The 21,760-nt window shown below is 47.6% G+C and carries 15 protein-coding genes; 3 read left to right on the forward strand and 12 right to left on the reverse strand.

Features of this window, described 5'->3' with window-relative positions; all coding sequences use genetic code 11:
- Positions 1 to 68 precede the first annotated feature (68 nt).
- The 6 genes from ACFQZR_RS20920 to ACFQZR_RS20945 all read right to left on the reverse strand — a co-directional run bounded on the left by ACFQZR_RS20920 (position 69) and on the right by ACFQZR_RS20945 (position 6,200).
- Positions 69 to 545, reverse strand: coding sequence for a GNAT family N-acetyltransferase (locus ACFQZR_RS20920; protein ID WP_379349545.1), 477 nt, complete (start codon positions 543 to 545; stop codon positions 69 to 71).
- 113 nt (positions 546 to 658) lie between these two features.
- Positions 659 to 1,687 (reverse strand): serine hydrolase domain-containing protein, encoded by a 1,029-nt coding sequence (locus ACFQZR_RS20925; protein WP_379350922.1) that lies wholly within the window; start codon positions 1,685 to 1,687, stop codon positions 659 to 661.
- A gap of 153 nt (positions 1,688 to 1,840) precedes the next feature.
- Positions 1,841 to 2,566, reverse strand: a complete 726-nt coding sequence (locus ACFQZR_RS20930; protein WP_379349547.1) for a sigma factor-like helix-turn-helix DNA-binding protein — start codon at positions 2,564 to 2,566, stop codon at positions 1,841 to 1,843.
- A 3-nt stretch (positions 2,567 to 2,569) separates the two neighbouring features.
- Positions 2,570 to 2,836 carry an RNA polymerase sigma factor gene (locus ACFQZR_RS20935; RefSeq protein WP_379349549.1) on the reverse strand — a complete coding sequence of 89 codons (267 nt, stop codon included), beginning with the start codon at positions 2,834 to 2,836 and terminating at the stop codon, positions 2,570 to 2,572.
- A gap of 437 nt (positions 2,837 to 3,273) precedes the next feature.
- Positions 3,274 to 4,389: an extracellular solute-binding protein gene (locus tag ACFQZR_RS20940; RefSeq protein ID WP_379349551.1), complete on the reverse strand. Its 1,116-nt coding sequence runs from the start codon at positions 4,387 to 4,389 to the stop codon at positions 3,274 to 3,276.
- A complete protein-coding gene (locus ACFQZR_RS20945; protein ID WP_379349553.1) occupies positions 4,386 to 6,200 on the reverse strand; it encodes an RNA polymerase sigma factor in 1,815 nt (604 codons plus the stop codon). The genes ACFQZR_RS20940 and ACFQZR_RS20945 overlap by 4 nt, the downstream gene beginning before the upstream one ends.
- A 1,132-nt stretch (positions 6,201 to 7,332) precedes the next feature.
- Between ACFQZR_RS20945 and rsgA the strand changes: the two genes are divergently transcribed.
- Both rsgA and ACFQZR_RS20955 read left to right on the forward strand, forming a co-directional pair.
- Positions 7,333 to 8,406: a ribosome small subunit-dependent GTPase A gene (gene rsgA / locus ACFQZR_RS20950; protein ID WP_379349555.1), complete on the forward strand. Its 1,074-nt coding sequence runs from the start codon at positions 7,333 to 7,335 to the stop codon at positions 8,404 to 8,406.
- Positions 8,403 to 9,419: a phosphotransferase gene (locus tag ACFQZR_RS20955; protein ID WP_379349557.1), complete on the forward strand. Its 1,017-nt coding sequence runs from the start codon at positions 8,403 to 8,405 to the stop codon at positions 9,417 to 9,419. The genes rsgA and ACFQZR_RS20955 overlap by 4 nt, the downstream gene beginning before the upstream one ends.
- A 390-nt stretch (positions 9,420 to 9,809) precedes the next feature.
- Here the strand turns inward: ACFQZR_RS20955 and ACFQZR_RS20960 are convergent, their stop codons facing one another.
- The 4 genes from ACFQZR_RS20960 to ACFQZR_RS20975 all read right to left on the reverse strand — a co-directional run bounded on the left by ACFQZR_RS20960 (position 9,810) and on the right by ACFQZR_RS20975 (position 16,832).
- Positions 9,810 to 10,358, reverse strand: coding sequence for a sugar O-acetyltransferase (locus ACFQZR_RS20960; protein ID WP_379349559.1), 549 nt, complete (start codon positions 10,356 to 10,358; stop codon positions 9,810 to 9,812).
- 408 nt (positions 10,359 to 10,766) lie between these two features.
- On the reverse strand, positions 10,767 to 12,269 hold the full coding sequence (locus ACFQZR_RS20965; protein ID WP_379349561.1) for a UDP-N-acetylmuramoyl-L-alanyl-D-glutamate--2,6-diaminopimelate ligase: 1,503 nt from the start codon (positions 12,267 to 12,269) through the stop codon (positions 10,767 to 10,769).
- A gap of 276 nt (positions 12,270 to 12,545) precedes the next feature.
- On the reverse strand, positions 12,546 to 13,487 hold the full coding sequence (locus ACFQZR_RS20970) for an aldose epimerase family protein (protein WP_379349563.1): 942 nt from the start codon (positions 13,485 to 13,487) through the stop codon (positions 12,546 to 12,548).
- A 15-nt stretch (positions 13,488 to 13,502) separates the two neighbouring features.
- Positions 13,503 to 16,832 (reverse strand): DUF5107 domain-containing protein, encoded by a 3,330-nt coding sequence (locus ACFQZR_RS20975; protein ID WP_379349565.1) that lies wholly within the window; start codon positions 16,830 to 16,832, stop codon positions 13,503 to 13,505.
- 163 nt (positions 16,833 to 16,995) lie between these two features.
- Between ACFQZR_RS20975 and ACFQZR_RS20980 the strand changes: the two genes are divergently transcribed.
- A complete protein-coding gene (locus ACFQZR_RS20980; RefSeq protein ID WP_379349567.1) occupies positions 16,996 to 17,889 on the forward strand; it encodes an AraC family transcriptional regulator in 894 nt (297 codons plus the stop codon).
- A gap of 27 nt (positions 17,890 to 17,916) precedes the next feature.
- Here ACFQZR_RS20980 and ACFQZR_RS20985 read toward each other — a convergent pair whose 3' ends face one another.
- The gene (locus tag ACFQZR_RS20985) at positions 17,917 to 20,022 is read right to left on the reverse strand and encodes an alpha-galactosidase (protein WP_379349569.1); all 2,106 of its coding nucleotides are present in this window, start codon (positions 20,020 to 20,022) and stop codon (positions 17,917 to 17,919) included.
- Between the two features lie 47 nt (positions 20,023 to 20,069).
- Complete coding sequence (locus ACFQZR_RS20990) at positions 20,070 to 21,689, reverse strand: ABC transporter substrate-binding protein (protein WP_379349571.1); 1,620 nt, start codon at positions 21,687 to 21,689, stop codon at positions 20,070 to 20,072.
- Positions 21,690 to 21,760 lie beyond the last annotated feature (71 nt).

A 21,760-nucleotide genomic window follows, 5' to 3' on the forward strand; every position in this document is an offset into this window, starting at 1 on the left:
CCGATCCATGCCGGCAGCCGCGTTTTAGTTATTTTATTAAGCTATAGTGTCCCGTTAGTTGAACAATATTATGAGATAAACTCTAACGTTGGTTTTCCTTCCTGTATGGTTTCTGAACAATTACCGTTCGAGTATTCTACTATAAACTTAGTCCAAAATGTCTTCGCAGTTATGTTTTTCTCCAACCAGGAAACGCTCCAACTCCCTTTAAACATTTCAATAACTTTATGCGCTGATTCTTTACCAATTCCTTGCCTCCGGTACTTTTTTAATATGAAAAACTCTGCAATCGAGAACTTTGGCGGTTCACAGTCTGCAATTTTCCGTACTAAAACAAAGCCCGCCAACTTACCAGACTGCATTATAAAGAATGGAAACCGACCTTCTTCTGTCCAGTAGTGGTCGAGGTACTTGTAGTCAAAAAGACCATGTTCATTCACATCGTTTTCACCATCATCTTCAAATTCACTTGTATCGTACTGATAAAATTCCATGAGGTTACGTAGTATTAACTTCTTTTCAAAGGAAACCTTGATTAGTTCCATATAATCCCCCTATATATTGGGGCTATTCTGCCCGTTTGCGCAACGTTGCTGCCGATCTATGCCGGTAACCACGTTTAGTTAATTTTTAAGCTATAGTTCTCCGATAGGCACAATCAACAATGGACTTTAGAGTATTCGTTTAAAGCCTGCTCGACTAGATTACCAAACTTTTGAATATCATCAATATAATCGAATCCATTCTTTCCTCCGAACGTCCAAAGACTATTCGTCATTCGAACAACTACAGCTTTATGATTAGGGATAACCGTGCAGGAACATCCCGATGCTCCAAGGATTTGGTATGTATCTTCAGGAAGATCAGGTCCTATTTCAGAGTTTGTAACATTTTTGTCTTGAATCCACCAAAAATATCCTAGCCTAGGTAAATGGACTGGTAGTGTGTTGGGAGTCATTATGGAGGTTACATTTTCAAATAAATCCTCAGGTAGAATCTGTTGACCTCTGAAGGCTCCCTTATTTAAATGTAAATTCCCCCATAAAGCGAGTTCCCTTGCGGTTACGTATAGATTTCGGTCACTGCCTTCGTTTGATTCAAGTCTTAAGGTTGGATAGCTGTTTGGATCGTTTATATCACATACTAGGGTTTCTTTACCTTCCGTTCTCCATTCCGTTTGGGTTAGTCCTAATGGTTTCAACACTCGTTCATTAATGATTTCAGCAACCGTTTTTCCTGTTGCATTCTTTATAATCGCGGCAAGTACCTCAGGTTTTTTCCCTTCAAAAGAAGTACCTTCTTTAAGCTTACGTACTACGCTACAATTACCTTGAAATTGTAACCCCGTGGTTCTTGTAACAAGATGCCTTATTGTCGTATTTCCGAGAATGATATTGTCATAAATAGAAAGATATTTACTAATTGGATCATCTAGACTTTTTACTGCACCATCGTTAATAGCGATTGCAGCAGCAAGTCCAACATAGGTAACACGTGTTGAATAAACGTTAAACTGTGAAAATTCATCTACCTTTCTGGCTCCCTTATGGAAGTGGTGGTTTCCTGAATACCATTCATGAATGATTTCATTATCTTTCATAATGCATACTGCCGCAGCTGATGCAGCAATACTATCTTTTATTTGTTTAGTATATTGGTCTAGACTGCTAAAGATATCCACACACATCACCTCGAAGGGAATATTTGTTCGTTTTTATGATATCATTATTGGCAATTTCTGAGAAGTGGTTTGGACAAAGCTGCCCGTTACTTTAACAAAGCAAAAAGGAGCTGCCTTCAAGCAAGCTCCTCAACTCTCGTTTTCCGTTACTTCAATGAATTATTTCCCCCCGCCAAAAACTATAACATATCCATCCAAATCTTTTACTGCGAACTCTTTCCACTTTCTGTCGCCGATATCTTCTATTTGCGGAGTATATGCGATTACAGCCCCTCTTGAGAGGAATTCTTCATACAACGACTGTACGCCGTCGTAGTCAGAATATGCACAAGTATCCCAACTCGTTGGGGGGCCAGGCCAATCTTGAGGGTAACTACTTTTAGCTGGCTTATTATTGGGGCGCACATCATCAGGCCCTTGCGCTTGTTGAAGCAAAAAACCTACACCGTCACGTTCAACATGGCCCCAATCATCAACCGTAAAACCTAATACTTCTTGATAATAATTCTGTGCTTCTGGAAGGTTCGAGACTAATCGCACCTGCAACGCATTTTTTATTCGTGCTTTAACTTTGCCGACGAAATCCTCACCCAGTTTTATGTCTTGAGCACTTTGTTCGACCAACTCAATCAACTCCTGCTTTATAATTGCCTTGGATCTTCTTATTCGAGTTTCGGTTGTACGCAACGGAATACCAAGTAAAAGACTTATTTCTTTCGCTTTATAACCCCCGATAAAATGCATTAGTGTCGGGGTACGATATTTCTCATCTAGTACATCGAATGCTTGCCATACCTCTTCAATATCTAATTTGAGCTTTAACTGATCTTCTAATGATAACTCATCAGGAATATCTTCTGCCTCTTTAAGAGGCAGTTCATGCACTTTCTACTTACGATAATGGTCTTTGCACAGATTTTTTGTAATATGGATTAACCAAGCCCCAAATCTGCCCGTGTCTGCAAGTTGATCAATTTTATACCATGCTTTAACAAAGGCTTCTTGTGTAATGTCTTGTGCTATATGGAAGTCGTTCACTTGACTGTAAGCAACTCCGTATAAAACGTTAGAATGTTGTCGAACCAGTTTGGTGAAAGCCTCTTGATCACCATATGAAGATTTTCGTACAAGATCAGTCTCGAGTAGATCCTCCATTATTTCACCCCCTCTGTTAATAAAGACGGAATATTTGATGAAAAACATTCAAAGTTATTAATAAATTTACGTATCCTGCCCGTTTGCAGGGAAAAGACAGCCGATAATCTCGGCTGCCTATTTCTAATGGTTATTACGGTATAGTGTCCGGTTAGCGAAATGACCCTATAGCCTTGATAAAGTCCCCCCCCCTTAACGGTCATTAGAACAAGCTTCACTTAGCTGCACCTTCGTTATTTAGTATCAATCTTGCTTCAACTGGGTAGTAAGGATTTAAGCTCCTGCTCTTGTCCAAATAGGTGCACAGGGACTGAACGATCGGTAGCTTCATCTACGGCTGGGAGATCTTTGCAACAAACAGATAATCAACTTCTAGTAGATCCTAAATAAAAGTCCGATGCATCCCACGCGCCTAATCCTGGTAATTTGCTCTCCTTTTATGCGAATCTCGTCCATGACCGCAGGGTTTGGGACACTTCAGTACCATCGAGAATCATCCTGTGGATGTCTTCGTTAATGAGTTGACGTGACGAATTCCACTTCTCACTTAGGTAAAACCCGCTTGACTGTACTTCGTCGAGCTCCTCCATGTAACGTGACCAAAGGCGGTGTTCGGTTAGACCTCGCTCCTTCGCTTGAGAGTGTGTGATCGGAAGCGGCCAAGAATGCCGCTCAATGATATAATGGTGTAGAAACTCCCAAGCAAGACGAGGGTTCTTCGACTTCGAAGTAACTCCGGCCGCGCCCATATAGATCATGTTCGACTGATTGCCTCCCTGCATCTTCGGCAGACCAGCCACCCCGAACTTGTCGTCGATCTTGTGATAGATCAAATCGCCGGTAAACCACATAAATCCGAAGATCATCGCAAAACCCTCATGAAGATGTCCCGCTTTGGAAGGTTCGTCCGGCTTTCGAATAATCGCGTGTACACGGTACGCGTCAATCACTTTGCGGAACGCCTCAATGGTTGCCGGACTATCGACATACCCCCTAGCAGTTGATCCATTCGGAGACAGATAGCTTCCGCCATTGCGAAAAATAAACGGCTCAAACCACTCGATATCTACGCCGATGCCAAAGCCGAACTGCGAAGCGACACCACGCTCATTGCGGATCGTCAATTTTTTACCCATCTCGATAAAATCATCCCATGTTAAATCCTCGGTCGGATACGCCAGTCCGGCACGATCAAACATCTCCTTATTATAGACAATAAGCGGGATGCTGACGTCCACCGGCAGTCCTGGCAGCAAACCGTTGTGCCGGGCGACCTTCAACGGACCTTGGTATAGATCCTCTTCGAGTCCGTCGACTTCTGCGACATAGGGATTTAAATCTACGAACATGTCTTTGATGTTGAACAGCGACCATCCGCCCGACTCGATGATATCCGGCGCCTCGTCGGATTCATAGGCGTTCTTCGATTCGAAATGATCGGTTGATTGCTCGATTACGACTCTTACGCCAGGATTCACCCGTTCAAACGACTCTTTGGCATCCATAACCCTTTGCAAATGTTGAAACTCCGTCATAAACCGCAACTCTTTCATTGTCTGCTTCCCTCTTCCTCAGCCATTACGGCGATAATGTTCTCCAGATAACCAATTGCGGCGCTTTCGAAGGCCTTGGCTTTCTCCAACTTTTCAACGCTAACTTCACGCATGTCCGGAGATAGAATTTCCGACGTCCGGATGAACGGCACGAGCTTGCAGAGTTCAGCCAGCGCGCCTGCGGCCTGCACATAGGCTTCTGACGCCAGCAACGCCAGCCGCTTCGCCTCTTCTTCAAGAGGTACGCCCCGCAGGTAAAGCGCAGCATAACGCTTCGTTTCGGCATATACCGCGGAGAGCTGTCCCATCCCGTAACGGTTCGGCGCAATATGCGGGTTACGAAGATGTCCAATCCAGCGGTCATATGCCGCCAAACCGGACGTGTAATTCAAGTACGAGGTTCGCGGTCGATATTTACAGCCGTGCTTAGCGTAGGTGATTGCGAAGCGTATCGTCCGCAGTGCTTGCTCGCGGGATGCTGACTCCCTAAGTCGCCTTGCAGTTTCTCCTGCTGTCTGTTCCAGCTTATTTCCAATACCAGCTAGAAACCGAACAGGATTGTTAATCACATCGTCGTACGATAGCGTTTTGCCTTCCGGTCGAAATGGATCAGTGAGATGAACAACGCTTTCTCGATCATCGTAGCCATAGATAACCGACCATTCATGCACATATGGCCTAGTAACCAGCGTATCAAAGTACAGCACCGGCTTCCCGGCGTCGATGTGTCTGCGGATGAACGGAAGTACCGCTTCCTCAATCGGGAGCACGATTGGGAACCGTTCTACCGCCCCGAGCAGCGGGATGGGTGAATCTGCCAGTTGACCGCATAGCATCGAGATCTCATAGCCGATTTCTCTCATCAGTCCTTGCAGCGTGGCTCTCCAGTCAAACACGTAGATGCCGTCGGCAAACGTCGTTTTATCCGAGAGCTTCATGCGGAATGCGAAGGTGGACAACCCCATGAGTTCTGCAGCTTCCCACCGATCGCCTACTGAAGCGAGCAATCGACCAATGCTGTCTACGAACGTCGACATGACAGGAGGTTCTGCATGCCATGGCCGCATCTCAATTCGTTTATTTTTGGACAATCCGCTTCCTCCCTTCTTCTCAGGCAAAAGACCTAACGAGACGCGAATATGCTCCTTCCGAAGCTTCTGACGAGAGCGGTGGATATACGTATAAATCGAGCCCGTCGTCATTCGATACATACCAGCGATCTCATCTGGACTCAATTGGCGGAAGAAGTAAGCTTTGAATATATCTCGCTCTTTTCGGTTCAAGCAATGTAACAGTGCATGAATCGTCTCGAATATTTCCTTGCGCAAAAGGTGCTCTGCCGGGTCCTGCTCCCTTATCGCAGCATCTGTCGCCGTACGTGCTAGATGGTAGAGGATGCTGTCTAGGTCCTCCCAGTCAACCTGTGAGTCATTTGATTTGGGGAACGAGAAGGATACGAATGGAAGTTCATTCCGGTGCGGTCCGCCCCGACGTAATCGCATGTTCGCTTGATTACGCACGATACGGTAAAACCAAGGAAGAAAACGACTCGTATCGACGAGTGTACCCATATGCATGAATGCACGTATAAGAGCATCCTGTACCACGTCATCAGCCATGTGGGGATCCCCTGTCAACCGCTCCGCTAAGCTGCGAGCTTTATCGCGATGCTGCTCGATCAACTCGCCGAACGCCTCGGTGTCCCCTTGCTGCGCGCGCTCCACCAGCGACTGATCTCGATCGTAGGACGACCTCCCGACTGATACAACCTTGTTTGCTGCACTTGCCTTATCTTCCGCTTCGAATGCCATGCTTTCCTCCTCGCGTCTCTTCGCCCTATTTATGTAGATGCCGCCCGTTCACTCGATTTGAACATAAATTTTAAAATAATTTATTTCCGAGTCTTTTCACATGAGAAATAGTTCTGCTAAAGCACTTCATTATCCTTTTAATGTTGCGCTTATCTGCTCAAGAATTGAAGGACTGCCACGCGTCAGCCCTTCGGCATTGAGCTATCCTGCCCGTTACTTCAATGAAAACGGCAGCTGATCGTTTGACCAGCTGCCTCTATACCATGATTCAACTATCGTGTCCCGTTAGCGTAATGAAAAAGGAAATATTGCTCCCCTTAGCTACGTCCCTTACGTCTCTCTTTTCTCTTGTAAAACCTGTCTATGATAAGGATTAAGATATGTACCATGGTTATAAGCACTGCCATCTGTATAGCCTTAATAAAACTAACCCCTACAAAATAATAAACCAGAAGCAAAATGGCACAAAAATAATAAGCAATCCCTAGAATTGATTTTATCATTTTCACCTCTCTTAGCTTACTAATTTTACCACACCCCTCATCCTCCTATGAGCCAAACTGCCAGTTACTACAAAAAGCAAAAAGGAGCGCCTCCAAGCAAGCTCCTCAACTCTCGTATCCCGTTAGTTGAATGATTAATTACGAGTATTCAATGAGATTTATCGGTTTCTGCAATCAGGTACTTTCTCTCGCACTCCACTACGATTAAAGAATGGGTTATCGGAGCATCGAGAGAGCTGTAAATAATCTAATTCTATGTGATAAATTGTAGGATAATTCACAGTTAACCTTATCCGGCATTGATTTTTTTTCCAAAAAAGGTTATTTTATAGACAGCTTAGCGATAGGCAAGTTCCTGACACGAAGGGAGATGTTTTTAATGGCAACTACTTATATGGTGGTTTGTTCTTAAAACTGAATAGCTGGCTACGCGAAAAAAGCGGGAAAACGCCCGTATTATTTGGTATGCCATCCAAAGTAACCTTTCGTGAATATTGCTGTTTGCAGATACGATGAAGGTCGTATCTTTTTTGCGTCCTGATGCCGCGCGACAGCAGCTTCTTTAGGGGCTGCTTGTCCGTGGCATTTTTGCGTCCAAAAAACAACATTAAAGGAGCTAACAAAAAAACATGATGGATTTGAAAACCTATGGCTACACAGAAATAGAATCAATTCAAGGCGGATTATTGCCCGGCAGGGTGACGGAGCTTCGGCGCGAGCGCTTCACGGTCATGACCGAGCTCGGCGAAGTAACGGCGGTGCTCAAAGGAACGTTCTATCACAGCTCGGAAACGCGCGTAGACTTTCCGTGCGTCGGTGATTTTGTCTTGCTGCACTACAACGAGAGCGGAGATTCTCTCATAGTTACGGTACTGCCCCGTCGCTCCAAGTTCTCACGCGCGGATTACTCAGGGCATGCCGCAGGCTATGCTAAAACCGTGCTGGAACAAGTCGTTGCAACTAACTTTGACTATGTGTTTATCCTTTCTTCTCTGAATTGGGATTTCAACGTTACCCGCATCGTGCGGTACCTGACACAAACCAGGCAGAGCGGCGGCCAGCCGGTCGTCATTCTGACCAAGGCTGATCTCGTTGAAGATTATAATCTCCCGCTCGCAGATGTCACACAAAGTATCCCTGATGTGCCGGTTCACGCAATCTGCAGTCATACAGGCCTAGGGCTGAACGAACTCGCACCCTACTTGATGCCTGGTAAAACAGTCGTCTTTCTCGGCATGTCCGGCGTCGGTAAATCGTCTCTACTCAATGCGTTGATAGAACAGGACGTAATGAAGGTTCAGGCGATCCGGGAAGGCGATAGCCGGGGGCGGCATACGACAACGCACCGTCAGCTGTTCATGCTCCCCTCCGGTACAATGGTCATCGATACGCCGGGTATGCGTGAGCTTGGGCTTTTTGATGCCAACGAAGGCATACGCGCAAGCTTTACCGATGTGGAGGAATGGTTCACTCAATGCAGATTTACGGATTGCCGCCATCAGGCCGAGCCGGGCTGTGCCGTTCTCGCCGCACTTGCTGACGGTTCGTTGCCGCGTGAACGGTGGGAGCATTATATTGCCCAGCAGCATGAGAACAAGTATGTCCAGGATAAAACGAGCTATCTCATCGACAAGAGGGCGAGAAACAAAACGACGGCCATGTGGAGCAAGCAAACGAAGAAAAAGGGAGGATGGAAGAAATGAATATTAAATCCGAAACGCTGATCTATGCCTTAAGCCGACGGTTCAAGAAGGACATTATCTCGGCCGACTATCAAACCATGCCGTTACAGGGCGGAACTGTGGGAAATGTGAACCTGGTAACGGGGATTGCCGAAACCGCGGATGGCGAAAAATTGCCGTACCGTATCGTGCTGAAAATCCAGAAGAAATGGGAGCGTTACGGCGATCCGGGTTCATGGCGCCGTGAATATGATCTCTATGCGTCTGACTTGGGAGCGACGTTCTCGGATGCCTTCTGCTGGCCGACATGTTATCACGCCGAGATGAATGCCGAAGAAAATGAATTCCAGCTGTGGATGGAATTTATCGATGGCGTAACCGGTTTAGACTTGACCGGTGACATGTATGAACAGGCTGCGCTGGAGTTAGGACGCTTTCAAGGCAAGCTGTATGCGGAGCAGCCCGATGTGCTGCAGAGCCTGACCAACCTGAGCCATGCGGATCTCATGAAGAATACGTATCTGCATTACCGGTCATGGCCGGTCGTCTACGATTATATACGGTCGGAGGACTGCGGATTCCCACAGCACGTGCGGCAAATGCTCATCGACATCGATGAGCACGCAGACGAGATACTCGCCCGCATCGAAAAATTGCCCCTCGTGTTATGCCACCGGGACTTCTGGGTGACCAATCTGATCTATGCCGACGGGAAAATCGTGCTCATCGACTGGGATACATCCGGATGGGGCTACCTGGGTGAGGATCTCGCAAGCCTGATTGCGGATGAAGCGGATATCGATCACATGGTCGAAAACTACCAGCGATGTGTCCCTGCGTATTACAAAGGCTTTTCGGAGTATGCGGATGTATCCCCTATCGCCGATCATTGCGTCTACGAGCTGATCCTTCTCGTATTCGGGTACAGGCTTGTGGAGGGGTATCTCCACACAGAGGATGATGACGAGAAGACGAAGCTTGTCCATACGCTCCAAAAAATCTATGAAATGAAGACCAGCCCTGCACAGGGTTGACTCTAAAAAAAGAACTCCGAAAACCCTTGAATGTAGTGGGTTTTCGGAGTTGGGTTTTCGGAGTTTCTTTCATACTCCCATTCGATCGTCGCCGACGGCTTTCTCGTGGTGTCGTAGAAGACGTGGGGCATTCCAGGAGGTGAATTGACAGTGGAATTGATAAACGTTTACGGCGTCACATCGGAAGCTCCGAAAGAAAACTCGCCGTTAGACACAGGACGGTGAACCGTATCTTATTTTCAAATATTATGGCTGCGCTAACCTGCCTGTTAGCTTAACGAAAAAAGCAACCGATCGATAATCGGCTGCCTTCTTGTTGCCTTTAACTATAGTGTCCCGTTAGCAACTATTCTGCCCATTCGTATATAATACAAAGTCAGAGTTGAATTATTACTCGGTTATTTGTTTTATTATTTTTGCTGGATTACCCGCGACTATTGTATTTGCAGGCACGTCCTTCGTGACAACTGAACCTGCAGCTACAATGGAATTATCACCAATATTTACACCAGGTAAGATTACACAGCTCCCGCCAATCCATACATTGTTTCCTATCGTTATCGGTATCCCATAACCACCTTTATTTCTATCCTTTGGTTCTACAGAATGACCAGCGGTATAGATCCCAACATTAGGAGCTATCATGCAATCATCACCAATCCTTACCTCTGCCATGTCTAAAATCGTACAGTTATAACCTGCATAAAAGTTATTTCCTACGTGTATGTTGTAACCTAAATCGCAATGAAAGTTGTGCTCAATGCTAAGCCCTTCTCCTACACTTCCAAACAATTCCCGAATAATATTTTCTTTCTTTTCAAATTCTTCAAAATCACTCCTGTTAAATTCTTGAACCAGTTTCTGAGCTCTAATGCTCTTCAACTTTAATTCTTCAGTACTTCTTTGATAATAAATTTTTTCTTTTTTGCCATCACCCATATGTATACCCCTTTTAATTTCAATTTGTGTAGTTCGGTTAAATCAAACTTATAGTTTTGGCGAATCAAAGTAAAGGCATTCCACTGCTGTCCGTTAACTCATATGTCGGATGACAAGTATTTGTACCGATAAATGACAAGAATTTATTCCGATTCCGATTTCATTTTTTATAACATGGATGGTCTGCTGTTTCTAATATTCCTCCATAGATAAGCGAGTACAGAACAAAATAAATCCATAAATAGACGTATAGGATCAACTCCAGTTTAGTAAACAAACCACTATTAAACTAAAGGCACTCCTAAGAAGGAGATAACTATTCCAACACCTTTACTTCAACAAATCAAAAAGGAGCTGCTTCAAGCAAGCTCCTTATCTTGTGTTCCGTTAGCTCAATAATCATCTCTGCTATGATATCGACATTTTTTCTTGAATTGCTTTTCTGGCTTCTTCTCGATCATCAAAATGTATCGTTCGATCCATTAATATTTGGTAGGTTTCATGACCCTTCCCTGCGATAAGTACAATATCCCCATACTCAGCAATTTGAATGGCTCTTGTTATTGCTTCTCTCCGATCTTCGATGAGTTCATATGTGGCATTTGTTACTCCATCTTCTTTTAATCCAACTTCAATATCCTTTAGGATATGTGTTGGATCTTCCGACCGTGGATTGTCCGAAGTAACGATTACAATATCACTGTACTTTGCTGAGAGATTGCCCATAACCGGACGTTTTGTACGGTCCCTGTCACCACCACAACCAAAAACTACTATAACTCTCCTCTTCGCAAACTCACGAACTGTCGAGAGCGCATTTTCTAATCCATCAGGGGTATGAGCGTAATCAGCAAGCACAAGGAAGTCCTGACCTTCATCGATGACTTCCATTCTGCCAGGTACAGTATTAAGGCTATCCAACCCTTCTTGGATTGCATCCAAAGGGATCTGTTCGGCTAATGAAGCCGTTATGGCAGCGAGCGCGTTGTACACATTAAAAGTTCCTACCATTCGTAATTTAATCGATTTCGTTCCTGCGAAGGAAACTAAATTAAATACAGTTCCTTGAGCATTCAACTGTATGTCCTTTGCCATAACATCTGCTTCATTAACAATTCCGTAGGTGAGGACTTGTGCAGCAGTTAATCTACGAAATATTGTAGATGCATTATCATCTGCATTTAAAACGGCAAATTTACGTTGAGATAGGTCAGAAGAAAAAGAATTTCCTATTCTTGAAAATAATAATCCTTTAGCGGCTAGATAATTATCCATTGTTCCATGATAGTCTAAATGATCTTGTGTTAAGTTCGTGAAAATTCCAGTTCGAAATTCACAACCTAGCACACGTCCTACATTTAACCCTTGCGAAGTGACTTCCATAACACAATAATCGATGGAAGCATCTTTCATTTTCTTTAAATTTGACTGTAGAACAGGAGACTCTTGGGTATTGATATCGGTTTCCATCGTCATTGAACCAATTTTTGTTCCAAGGTTCCCCATCAACCCCGTATGAAATCCTGCATGCGCCAATATCGATTCAAGCATATGACATGTAGTGGTCTTTCCATTCGTTCCAGTAACGCCTATCAATTTTAAGTCACTACTCGGATAACCATAAAAGTGAGAAGCTATCACTGCCATAGCATATCGAGAATCAGGCACTTTGACGGTTGGTACAGATACGTTAATATCACGCTCCACTATAAGGGCGACCGCCCCAGCATTGACTGCATCTTCAGCATAAGAGTGACGATCTTTTTGGAAGCCAGGTATACCTGGAACACAAATAAACAGATCTCCAGGGGTTACATGTTGTGAATTCATTTTGATACCAGTTATATTAACATTCACATTACCACGTACTTCAGTGATGGTTAGAAGATCAATCAATTCTTTTAATTCCACTTGAAAGTGCCCCTTTTCGGTAAATTACTTTATATATCATATTCGCCCATCGATAAATTTTTCCTCTAACATTTTCCAGTTCGTCATACATTCAGCGTGAGCGCCGTACCACAGATGATAAGAATGGGACGAGGAAGAATCTTGGAATTAGGTGCCGAAAGCTATGATGAGAACATCCCTCGGATGCATTGAGTCATCCACATCCAAATAAAAAATAGACCCGGTCGGGCAGCAAGCCTTTTATTCCCCAGCCTGCTGCACTTCCGCGCCTCTTTTTCATGTTAATTCAACTTCGAGAAACCAATGATAACGGCCTCCCGCTTCGACGGTTGCTGCCATCCCTTGCTTCATCGCATAAGACAAGTCATCCAAAAATCCTGTTGCGGGCTCTAGCGCAACGTGATACCCGCCTTGATATCCTCCGTAATTCGCCCACACCGCGAAATAAGGCACTTGTTCCACCGGAAAATACATCATAAGCGACTCGCCTGTGCTCGGATCGTGAAGTCCTGCCCGTCCTTCCGGCAGCTCGCCTCGGAAATAATACTTCTCCGCCGTCCCTGCCGTCATCGCTTCAACTTGATGCAGACAAATCTCTGGATGATCCTCGAACGGAATCGGCCAGCTTCGCACGTCCCCCGTTTGTCCAAGCCTCTCATGCTGTGAGTATGAAACAACGATCTCATTCAGCTCGGATGGGACGATGATCTCCATCCCTTCATGGACGGCGAATAACGGGTGCGCCGCCCACAAGAACGAGAGGGGGAACGGGCTGGGATTGTACACCGTATAATCGATCCGCAAGCGTTGTTCTTCGGTGAACGAATACGTTTTGCTCAGCCGGTACGGCAGCCGCACGCCATGCACATGACAGCTGAGTCGCTCATCTGCGATCTCGACCTGCCATGGTATGGACCACACCTCGCCGTGGTCAGGCATTTCCGTCCCCTGCCAAGGATGATCCGGATAGGTGCATGCGTTGATCGTCGGAAACATCTCATCCCAGCCGCTGCCGTCGCTGTCTGCGAATGAAGTCGCGTACCCCTTATTCCCAAGGGGACCAGCGGCTTCCGATAACCACTCTCTACCTGTCCGAAGATGCTTGAGCGATATCATTTTGCTGCCGAGTGCGGGCACGACCTTGATCTCCATCCATGCATTACGAACAACCCATATGTCATGACCCGACTGCTGCTCACATCGTTCCCATCGTGTCATACAAGCAGCTCCTCTCTACGCCAGTGCCAAATGAATCATGGCCCCTTGATGGATCGGATCCAGCGCCAGCGCTTGCTGGAAGCTCTTCTTCGCTTCCTCTTGGTTGCCGAGCCCCAGATGACCAAGCCCCATCATATAATGGCAATGGATGCGGTTCTTCTTGTTCAAATCTTCTTCGAACACGAGGAAATCCGGCAACGAGACGGCAAAATAATCAATTTTCTGCTCGATGAATAGATGCTGCTCGCCGAAGTCGATCAACTTATTGAACCGACTACGCGCCGCTTTCTCATCGCCTAATTGACGCCATGCAACCCCTTGGTAGAAGATCATATGCGGCGGTTGGTCGTTATAATATATCGCGCTCGTCGGCTCATCCAACCCTCTCGAAGCGAGCTCCAAATAGTGCTGCGCGATCTCTTGATCTCCCAGCTGCTGATAAGCGCAGCCCAGGTAGTAATGAATGTTGTTCTCCTGCGCGCCTTCAAGCTTGCCTTCGTTAATATTGAGCGGATATTGCTTCGCCAGCAGCAATTGATCAATAGCTTCTTGAACCCGGCCTTCCTGCAGCAGCTTCTTCGCCCATTCCACGCGAGCGATGACATATTGGGCTGGTACTTTCCCTTCGCCACCTTCCCAAGGATGGAAATGCCGATTCAGAATCAGACCGATCGCTTCCTCATGACGGCCCTGCAAATTGTAGAGCGTAATATATTCCAGATAGAGATCATCGCGCATTTGAACCAGCGCCATATGCTTCTCCATCATGCTTAGTCGCTGTTCCGGCGTGTAAGCAAGCTTCTTATAGAGCTGATCCAGCTCATAATAGACGCGCGCATCCGCTGTATTCAGGGAGAATGCTTGCTCGAGCGATGCCAACGCGGCCTCAGGATTCCCTTGTTTGTTGAAGTAAGCTAACGCAAGATTGCGATGCGCCGTAGCGAACGTGTCATTCAGCTGTACAGACTTCTTCCAATAGGTTACGGCTTCCCCGTGCCGCTTCTTGTCATAGAGCAAATTACCGAGATAGTACGGCGCCTTCGAATCGTTCTCACGCGCATCCGTCGCATGCTTCAATACGATGTAATCCTGCACGGTATTCGGGAAGCAATAGGTTGGATCTGCCGCCTCAGCCTGCTGATAGAAAGCGTCGCATTCATCGGCACAGCCAAGCTTCATGCTGTAGAACCCTTGGTAGTAGCGTATCATCGGGTACACGTGACCCGCCGAACGTGAAGCGATACGATCGAGCACAGTAAGCGCCTCCGTATATTGACCGGCGTCGGCATAATCTTGTGCCAGCGCAATATAGCTATGTGCATTGCCTCGCATCAACCCTTCCAACTCTTCGAAGCATTTCACTGCATTGACGGTATCCCCGACTTGCTCATACATGTAAATGCGTTCATTGCGAGAACCGAATTCAATCGGATCTAGCGCGATGGTCTCCTCCGTATACCGCGCCGCTTCTTCGAGGCGGTTCAGTTTGCGTAACACCAAGCTCTTCAGATTGCGGGCTTTATAGTTCCGCATTTGCATGCAGAGCGAGCGGTCCAGGAGTTCTAACGCTTCCTCATACGCCTCTTTCTCGCAGGCGATTTGCGCGAGCGCAAAGTATCCTGCCGCCTGCCACGCTGCCGACCACACCGATTTGTAGAATGCGGCAAAGGCTTCGTCGAGCCGACCTTGCAGCTTGAGCGTTTTTCCGAGGTTATAGAAGGGCTCGCTGTCATAAGGTCTAGCATTATGCCGAGTCAGCGTCTCGATCGCTTTCCTGAAATAAGCTTCACTCTGTTCTAACAGCCCCCGACGTAACAACAGCTGGCCATATGCGTTGTTGAGTCGAATATCTCCCGGGTCACGGCGAAGACCTTCCAGATAGTAGGCATCCGGTTCATACGTCGCATGACGATACTGCTCCAGATGCAGCCCCGCGAGATAGAGTGCTTCCGTATTTGCTAATTCCTCCGGTTCGCCAATGGCCTTAGCCGGATCTGGTGTCTGCTCGACTTTCTTCGGCCTTGGCTGATACGAGATGAGCTCTCTTCCGCTTGCTGTGGATACAGCCAGTACGAGATCTTCCTCGCGATCCTCCGGATACAGTTCCGCTGTGATGGTGAAGGGTGCCGTCGGCGACAGCGTTACCGTCTTGTCAACGTATGTGGCCCGAGCGCTGATAAGCCGAACGTGCGCATCCTCGAAGACCGACGTCGCATACGCATGAGCTGTGATCGACTGATCTGTCACTTCCAAATTCACGGCCGCATCGATGGACGCATTCTTCACCATGCCAAGGTGTTTGTAAGGCATGAAATATTGCTTGAAGCTCTTCTCTTCATACGGCTGAAGCCATGTAAAATCCGGCTGATTATCGGTATACACACCGGTCATGAGTTCAATGTACGGGCCGTCCTCGTCCGTCAAGTTGCGATCCCATGCCTGTCCGAACTCGCCATGGCCCCAAGTCCATTGCTTTTTACCCGGAGAGACATGCTTATTCGCGATGTGCAGAATGCCGGCTTCCATCTGGTGGTCATAACCGCCAACGAAATTGTAATCAGAATGGTACGCCATATACGATGTCGGCACAGGAATATTGGAATATTTCGAAATGTCGACCCCTTCGGAATAGTCCATCTTATAATACGTTCCGGTCGCGATCGGAAATTTCGATACATCGCGTTTGCCATGGTCGAATACAGCATGCACATCCGGCGGAAATACCGATTGCGTATGATCATTGACGGCTACCGCTGGATTCGCCCACCAGAGGAAGGTCTGCGGCTCGGATGTACGATTGTACATTTGGGCATGTATCTCAAGATACGCTTTGCCCGGGTGCAGCGTAAATCCAGTCGTCACCTTCGTCCCGTACATGCGATCGATTTCTCCGACCCATACCGTCTTGCTGCCGTCTGGGTTCTCTTCAATGCGGTATTCGACGGGGCCGAACGTATTCGGGCGATGATGCTGCGGCCAGTTGAACTCGATGCCGCCCGAGATCCAAGGACCGGTCAGGCCGACCAATGCGGGCTTGATCACTTGGTTGTGATAAACGAAATCATATTGATTCGTCTTGTCGATCGCGCGGTAGACGCGACCGCCGATTTGCGGCATGATCTGGATCTGAACATATTCATTCTCGAGGAACACCACTTGATACGGCTTTATCACTTTATCATCGTAAATTTTATCAATGACCGGATTCGGATAGACGCGGCCCGAGCTGCCTTGATAGACCCGCTTCTCGAGGAACATGGGATTCTTATCCGGCTCTCCTACCTCATATGTTGGGATGTCAATCGTCTCTTCCCATACTTTCACGCTCTCTACTAACGTTGTCATGGTCTGTACCCTCCTAAGATAATCGTTGTCCGTTGATATCCCCATCTTACGAGCTCCCGGCTGCGAATACCATGAACGATAACAGGATAATGATGGATTATATTATGATTTTATACTCTATTCCCACATTGACATTCCAGATCGGAAGAAGCATAGTAGAAACATGGATACGATCAAAAAACAAGACGGCTTCCAGTCGCAAAAATTAATCGTTCTGCCGGAACATATCCTGGCGGAATATGCAGCACATCCGCTGATCCGGTCACTGTATATCACCGACATCGGCTACTTTCCGCAGGCGCTCCACCACTATCGTGAGCGTCCTGAAGGCAACCTGTCCTACATTATCATGTACTGTATCGCCGGCGAAGGTTGGGTCCGATTGAATCAGAACAAGCTGCATCCGATGCACAAAGGATCGATCATCGTCATCCCAGCGAACACGCCCCATGCCTACGGGTCATCCGAATCCCACCCATGGACTATTTATTGGTTTCATATGCGGGGCGAGAATACAACTGCTTTCTTCGAGGGCATTGATTCGTTCACGGCGCCATCGCAAGTCTCGGTGGAGAAATCGACGCAAATCATTGAGCTGTTCCATGAATCCTATGAACTTCTAGAGAAAGGATACTCGTTAAATCATATTATTTATGTCTCGCAATTGGCCTGCCATCTCGCCGCGCTCATACGCTTCTCGCAGCAGCAGCTGAGAGTCCCGAAGTCGCGGCAGAACAAACAAGATATGGAGGAATCCCTGCAATATATGAGCGCGCACATCGAACAGCCGATCACGCTGCATGAGCTGGCGGAGCAAGCGAAGCTGTCTGTGCCCCATTATTCGGCACGGTTCAAGGAAGCGACGGGCTACTCGCCCATCGATTACTTTCTACGGCTCAAAATCCAGCGCGCGTGCCAATATCTTGACTTAACGGATCAGAGCATCAAGGAAATCAGCCTTCAGCTCAGCTTCCAGGACCCCTACTATTTCTCCCGCATATTCAAAAAAATAATAGGGAAGTCCCCTTCCGCGTACCGAGATACACGGAAGGGATGACTTCCCTGAGTAAAAAATTATGATTCCTTAGACACACTGTATGCGGTACATCAGACTATCGAAATCGCCGCGCAGCGGCAGCTCGATACCAATGTTCATCAGCGCCCTGCCCGTCCTTGTGCCTTCGAGCTGATCAATCCGGTAGGATTGATCGGCCTGAAGCCCTTGCAGACGAAGGCGCGGCAGCGGTTCCCCAAGACGCTGGGAATGCAGGAACCCAAATAGGACGCTCTCCGAGCCGTCTAGGCTCACATATTGTACGGCTGTAACGCCTTTATGCTTCAAGGCTGGCAGCCGGTATTGCTGTCCGTATTGAATCACCGGGCGAATGTCTTTGTACTGCTGTACGAAGGCAGCCGATTGCTCGATCAGTTCATCGCTCCATTCGTTCAGATTCGACCCGATCCCGAGCGTCCCCATCATGGCGCTGTGGAAGCGGTACGCCAGTGACGTCAATCGCTTATTCATGCCGCTAGGCGATTCCGTCACCCAACAGGTCATGAGTTTCGGCGGATACGCATACGAGAATCCTTCCTGAATGCTCAGGCGATCGAAGGCATCCGTGTTATCGCTCGGCCACGATTGATCCGCATAGCGAAGGATACCAAGATCAATCCGTGAGCCCCCGCCAGCACACGTCTCGAAGGCGACATGCGGGAAGCGCTCGCGCAACTCGGCCCAAATCTCATACAGTGTCTGCACGTGGCGAATCCATACTTCCTTCTGACGATGGATCGGAAGATCCTTCATGCCCGGCTCTGTGATCGTACGGTTCATATCCCATTTAATGAACGAAATGTCATGCTTCGATAGCAGATCGATCATGAACGTTAAAATATACTGCTTCACTTCCGGCTTCGAAATGTTGAGCAACAGCTGATTGCGCAGCTCTGTCCGTCCCCGCGTCGGGAAGTGATAGACCCAATCCGGATGCTGGCGATACAGCTCACTGTCCGGATTAACGGATTCCGGCTCAACCCAAATGCCGAATTCCATGCCGAGCGCATGCACCTTCTCGATCAGTTCATTCAATCCGTTCGGGAACTTCTCCTGGTTCACGAACCAATCCCCAAGCCCCGCTCGATCATGGTTACGTGCTCCGAACCAGCCGTCATCGACGACGAACAGCTCTACGCCTAGCTTCGCCGCACGTTCAGCCAGCGCCATCTGATCCTTCGCATTCACATCGAAATAAGTCGCTTCCCAAGAGTTATACAATACCTTCCGCGGCTCTTGGCTCGGAATAATATACTGGTATTGATAATGATGGAGATGCCGGCTCATCTCGCCGAATCCACCTTCCGTATACCCGCCGACGAACATCGGCGTATCGAAGCTCTCCCCCGGACCAAGAATCCATTCACTATCGAAATCATTAATTCCGCCGGTCACCCGGACTTGGTTGAATGATGATTTCTCCGCCGTAATCTTCCAGTTTCCGCTCCATGCCAGCGCGCCGAACCAGACTTGTCCGCGTTCTTCCGTTGCCTGCCCGCTATCCACGGCGAACCATGGATTCGCATGACCGTCCGTGAAGCCCCTGCGGGATTCGATCACTTTTTTCCCTTCCGATAATAACGTATTGCGTAGTTGGAATTCCCCGGACCATTTGCCCGTGACATGCGTTAACCGATAATCGGGTATGGTCGGAAGGCTCCACGCCGCAGATTGCATGCTCTCCAGAACGATGTCATGCTCTCCCGTATTGACGATGCGCACGGAACGCTCGATAAGATCAAATTCCGGAATGACCGCATACGTCAGATGCACCTCAAGCGGATAGATGCGGTCCTTCATCGTCATGACCAACGTTTCTTTGCCATCCTGCTGTACAATCTGATGTCCAGTATAATCCATGCAAAGGTCGCGTACGCCATCCGGCCAGATGACCTTCAAGGAAGGCTCGCTGTAGACGAGTCCTCCCCAGAAGCTGTATTCTTCGATCTCCCTTTCCAGTTCCATATCAAATGAGCTATGGCCCCTGTTCGTAAGCAGCGGAATGCAATCTTCCACGTCTACGAGTGTACCCCAATACAGATGCTGCAGAATGCCTTTCGCGTTAATACCGAATACATAAGAGGAGCCTTTCGTCTGAATTGCGAAAATGCGATGCTGTTCTTGATACTGAATCACTAGCTATCCACCTGCTCTCAACGATTTCGTGATGTTTTATTGCCCCGTTACTTCCACAATTCCAATCGTGCCTGATAGTTCTCGTTATAGACTTTCTCGAGCTTTGCAAGTCCGGCAGCTTCCACTTCCTTCATCATCTGGTTGTACATATCCGTAACTTGCTGTTCTGTCGGCGCAAGCGCCATTTTGAGATAATACTTGTTGATCGTCTCGCCCACCTTCTGCTCCATGATCGCTTCCGGCGTACCGCCTGCAGGACCCAGATTGTCGTAAGGTGCCGTATCGTATGCCGTATCCGCCAAGTTCTTGATCGCGAGATCCGTCGTTGGATCCGATTTATAGCGTCCGATCAGATCGTAAGGCGTACCGTCCGAACCCGGACCGTTCTTGATCATCCATGTCCATTTGCGAATGCCCGTTGTCTTGGAAGCTTCATTCCAATCTTTCGTAAAAGCATCCAGCACTTCTTGGCGCGGAACGTGCTTCCCGTCCTTCATGTCCCAATCCTTGCCTTCTAATCCCCACATTAGCAAATACTGGCCTTCTTCGCTAGCTAAATAATCCAACATTTTGATCGTACGCACCGGATCTTTATTCGTCTTCGAGATCGTTACGCCGTCCCAGCCCAATGAGCTCTTCGGTCCGTATGTTGTCTGGTCAGCCGCAATGTTCGGCCCTAGCACTTTGTATTGATAGAGCTGTCTCTCTTCCTTATTCGTGCCTTCCGGCGCATCCGCCTTCAGCAGCGTATTCGGCGCCCCTACGTTCCACGATGCATTCGCCGTGGCGAACACGTTGCCTGCGGCAATCTTCTGTTCATACTGCTTGGTCTTCATCGTCGCCCACTCTTTATCGATCAACCCTTTGTTATACAGGGAATTAATGAATTTCATCATGTCCAAGTACCTCGGATCGCGGATATCTTTCTTCAGCTCCCCATTTTCCTCGTAATAGGTCTTCATGCCGAACATTCCTTTGAACGTCCACTGCACGCTCCCCATATCTTCCCCGTTGAGCGTCATCGGAATGGAAGGCTTGCCGTCGACCGTCGGATATTTCTCTTTGAATTTCACGAGCAAATCTTCGAATTCTTGCGCCGTGAACGGTTCACCGTTATTCACCTTATCGCCGACGCCAAGCTCCTTCAGCATATCCATCCGCATCAAGAAGCCGAATACCGGGTATTTCTCGAGACCGTACCAGTTCGCCAAATAGTAGTTCTTCCCGTCAGCGCTTCTCGTCTTCTTGAGCGTATCGCCGTACATCTTCTTAATGTTCGGGCCGTATTGGTCGATCAGATCATTCAGCGGAATGATCGCCCCCGAAGCAATGTACTTGTTCATGATATCGCTTCCACGATCCAACATGAGAACATCCGGCAAATCGTTGCTCGCGAGCATCAAGTTCAGCTTCTCGAGCGGGTTCCCTGTCGGCTGCTGGATCTCCACCGTTACGCCTGTCTTCTCTGTAATCGCCTTCGCCACCGGGTTCGTGAACGCATCGCCCGTATTCTTATCGAACCATGTCAGCTTGATCGGAGCTGTATCGTTCGCTGCCGAATTCGATCCTGCTCCTGAACCTGTCTCATTGGAAGCCGAATTCGAACCGCAGCCAGCCAGCAAAGATAGAACCAATACCGCTGATACAACTAAGTTTAACTTCTTCATACATTAACCCCTCTCTGAAGTTCGTATTGATGGTTGCCTACTGAATCTAAGATTAATTGTAAGAAGCCTTG

This window comes from Paenibacillus sp. GCM10027629 (assembly GCF_042676425.1).
Classification (GTDB): domain Bacteria; phylum Bacillota; class Bacilli; order Paenibacillales; family Paenibacillaceae; genus Paenibacillus_K; species Paenibacillus_K terrigena.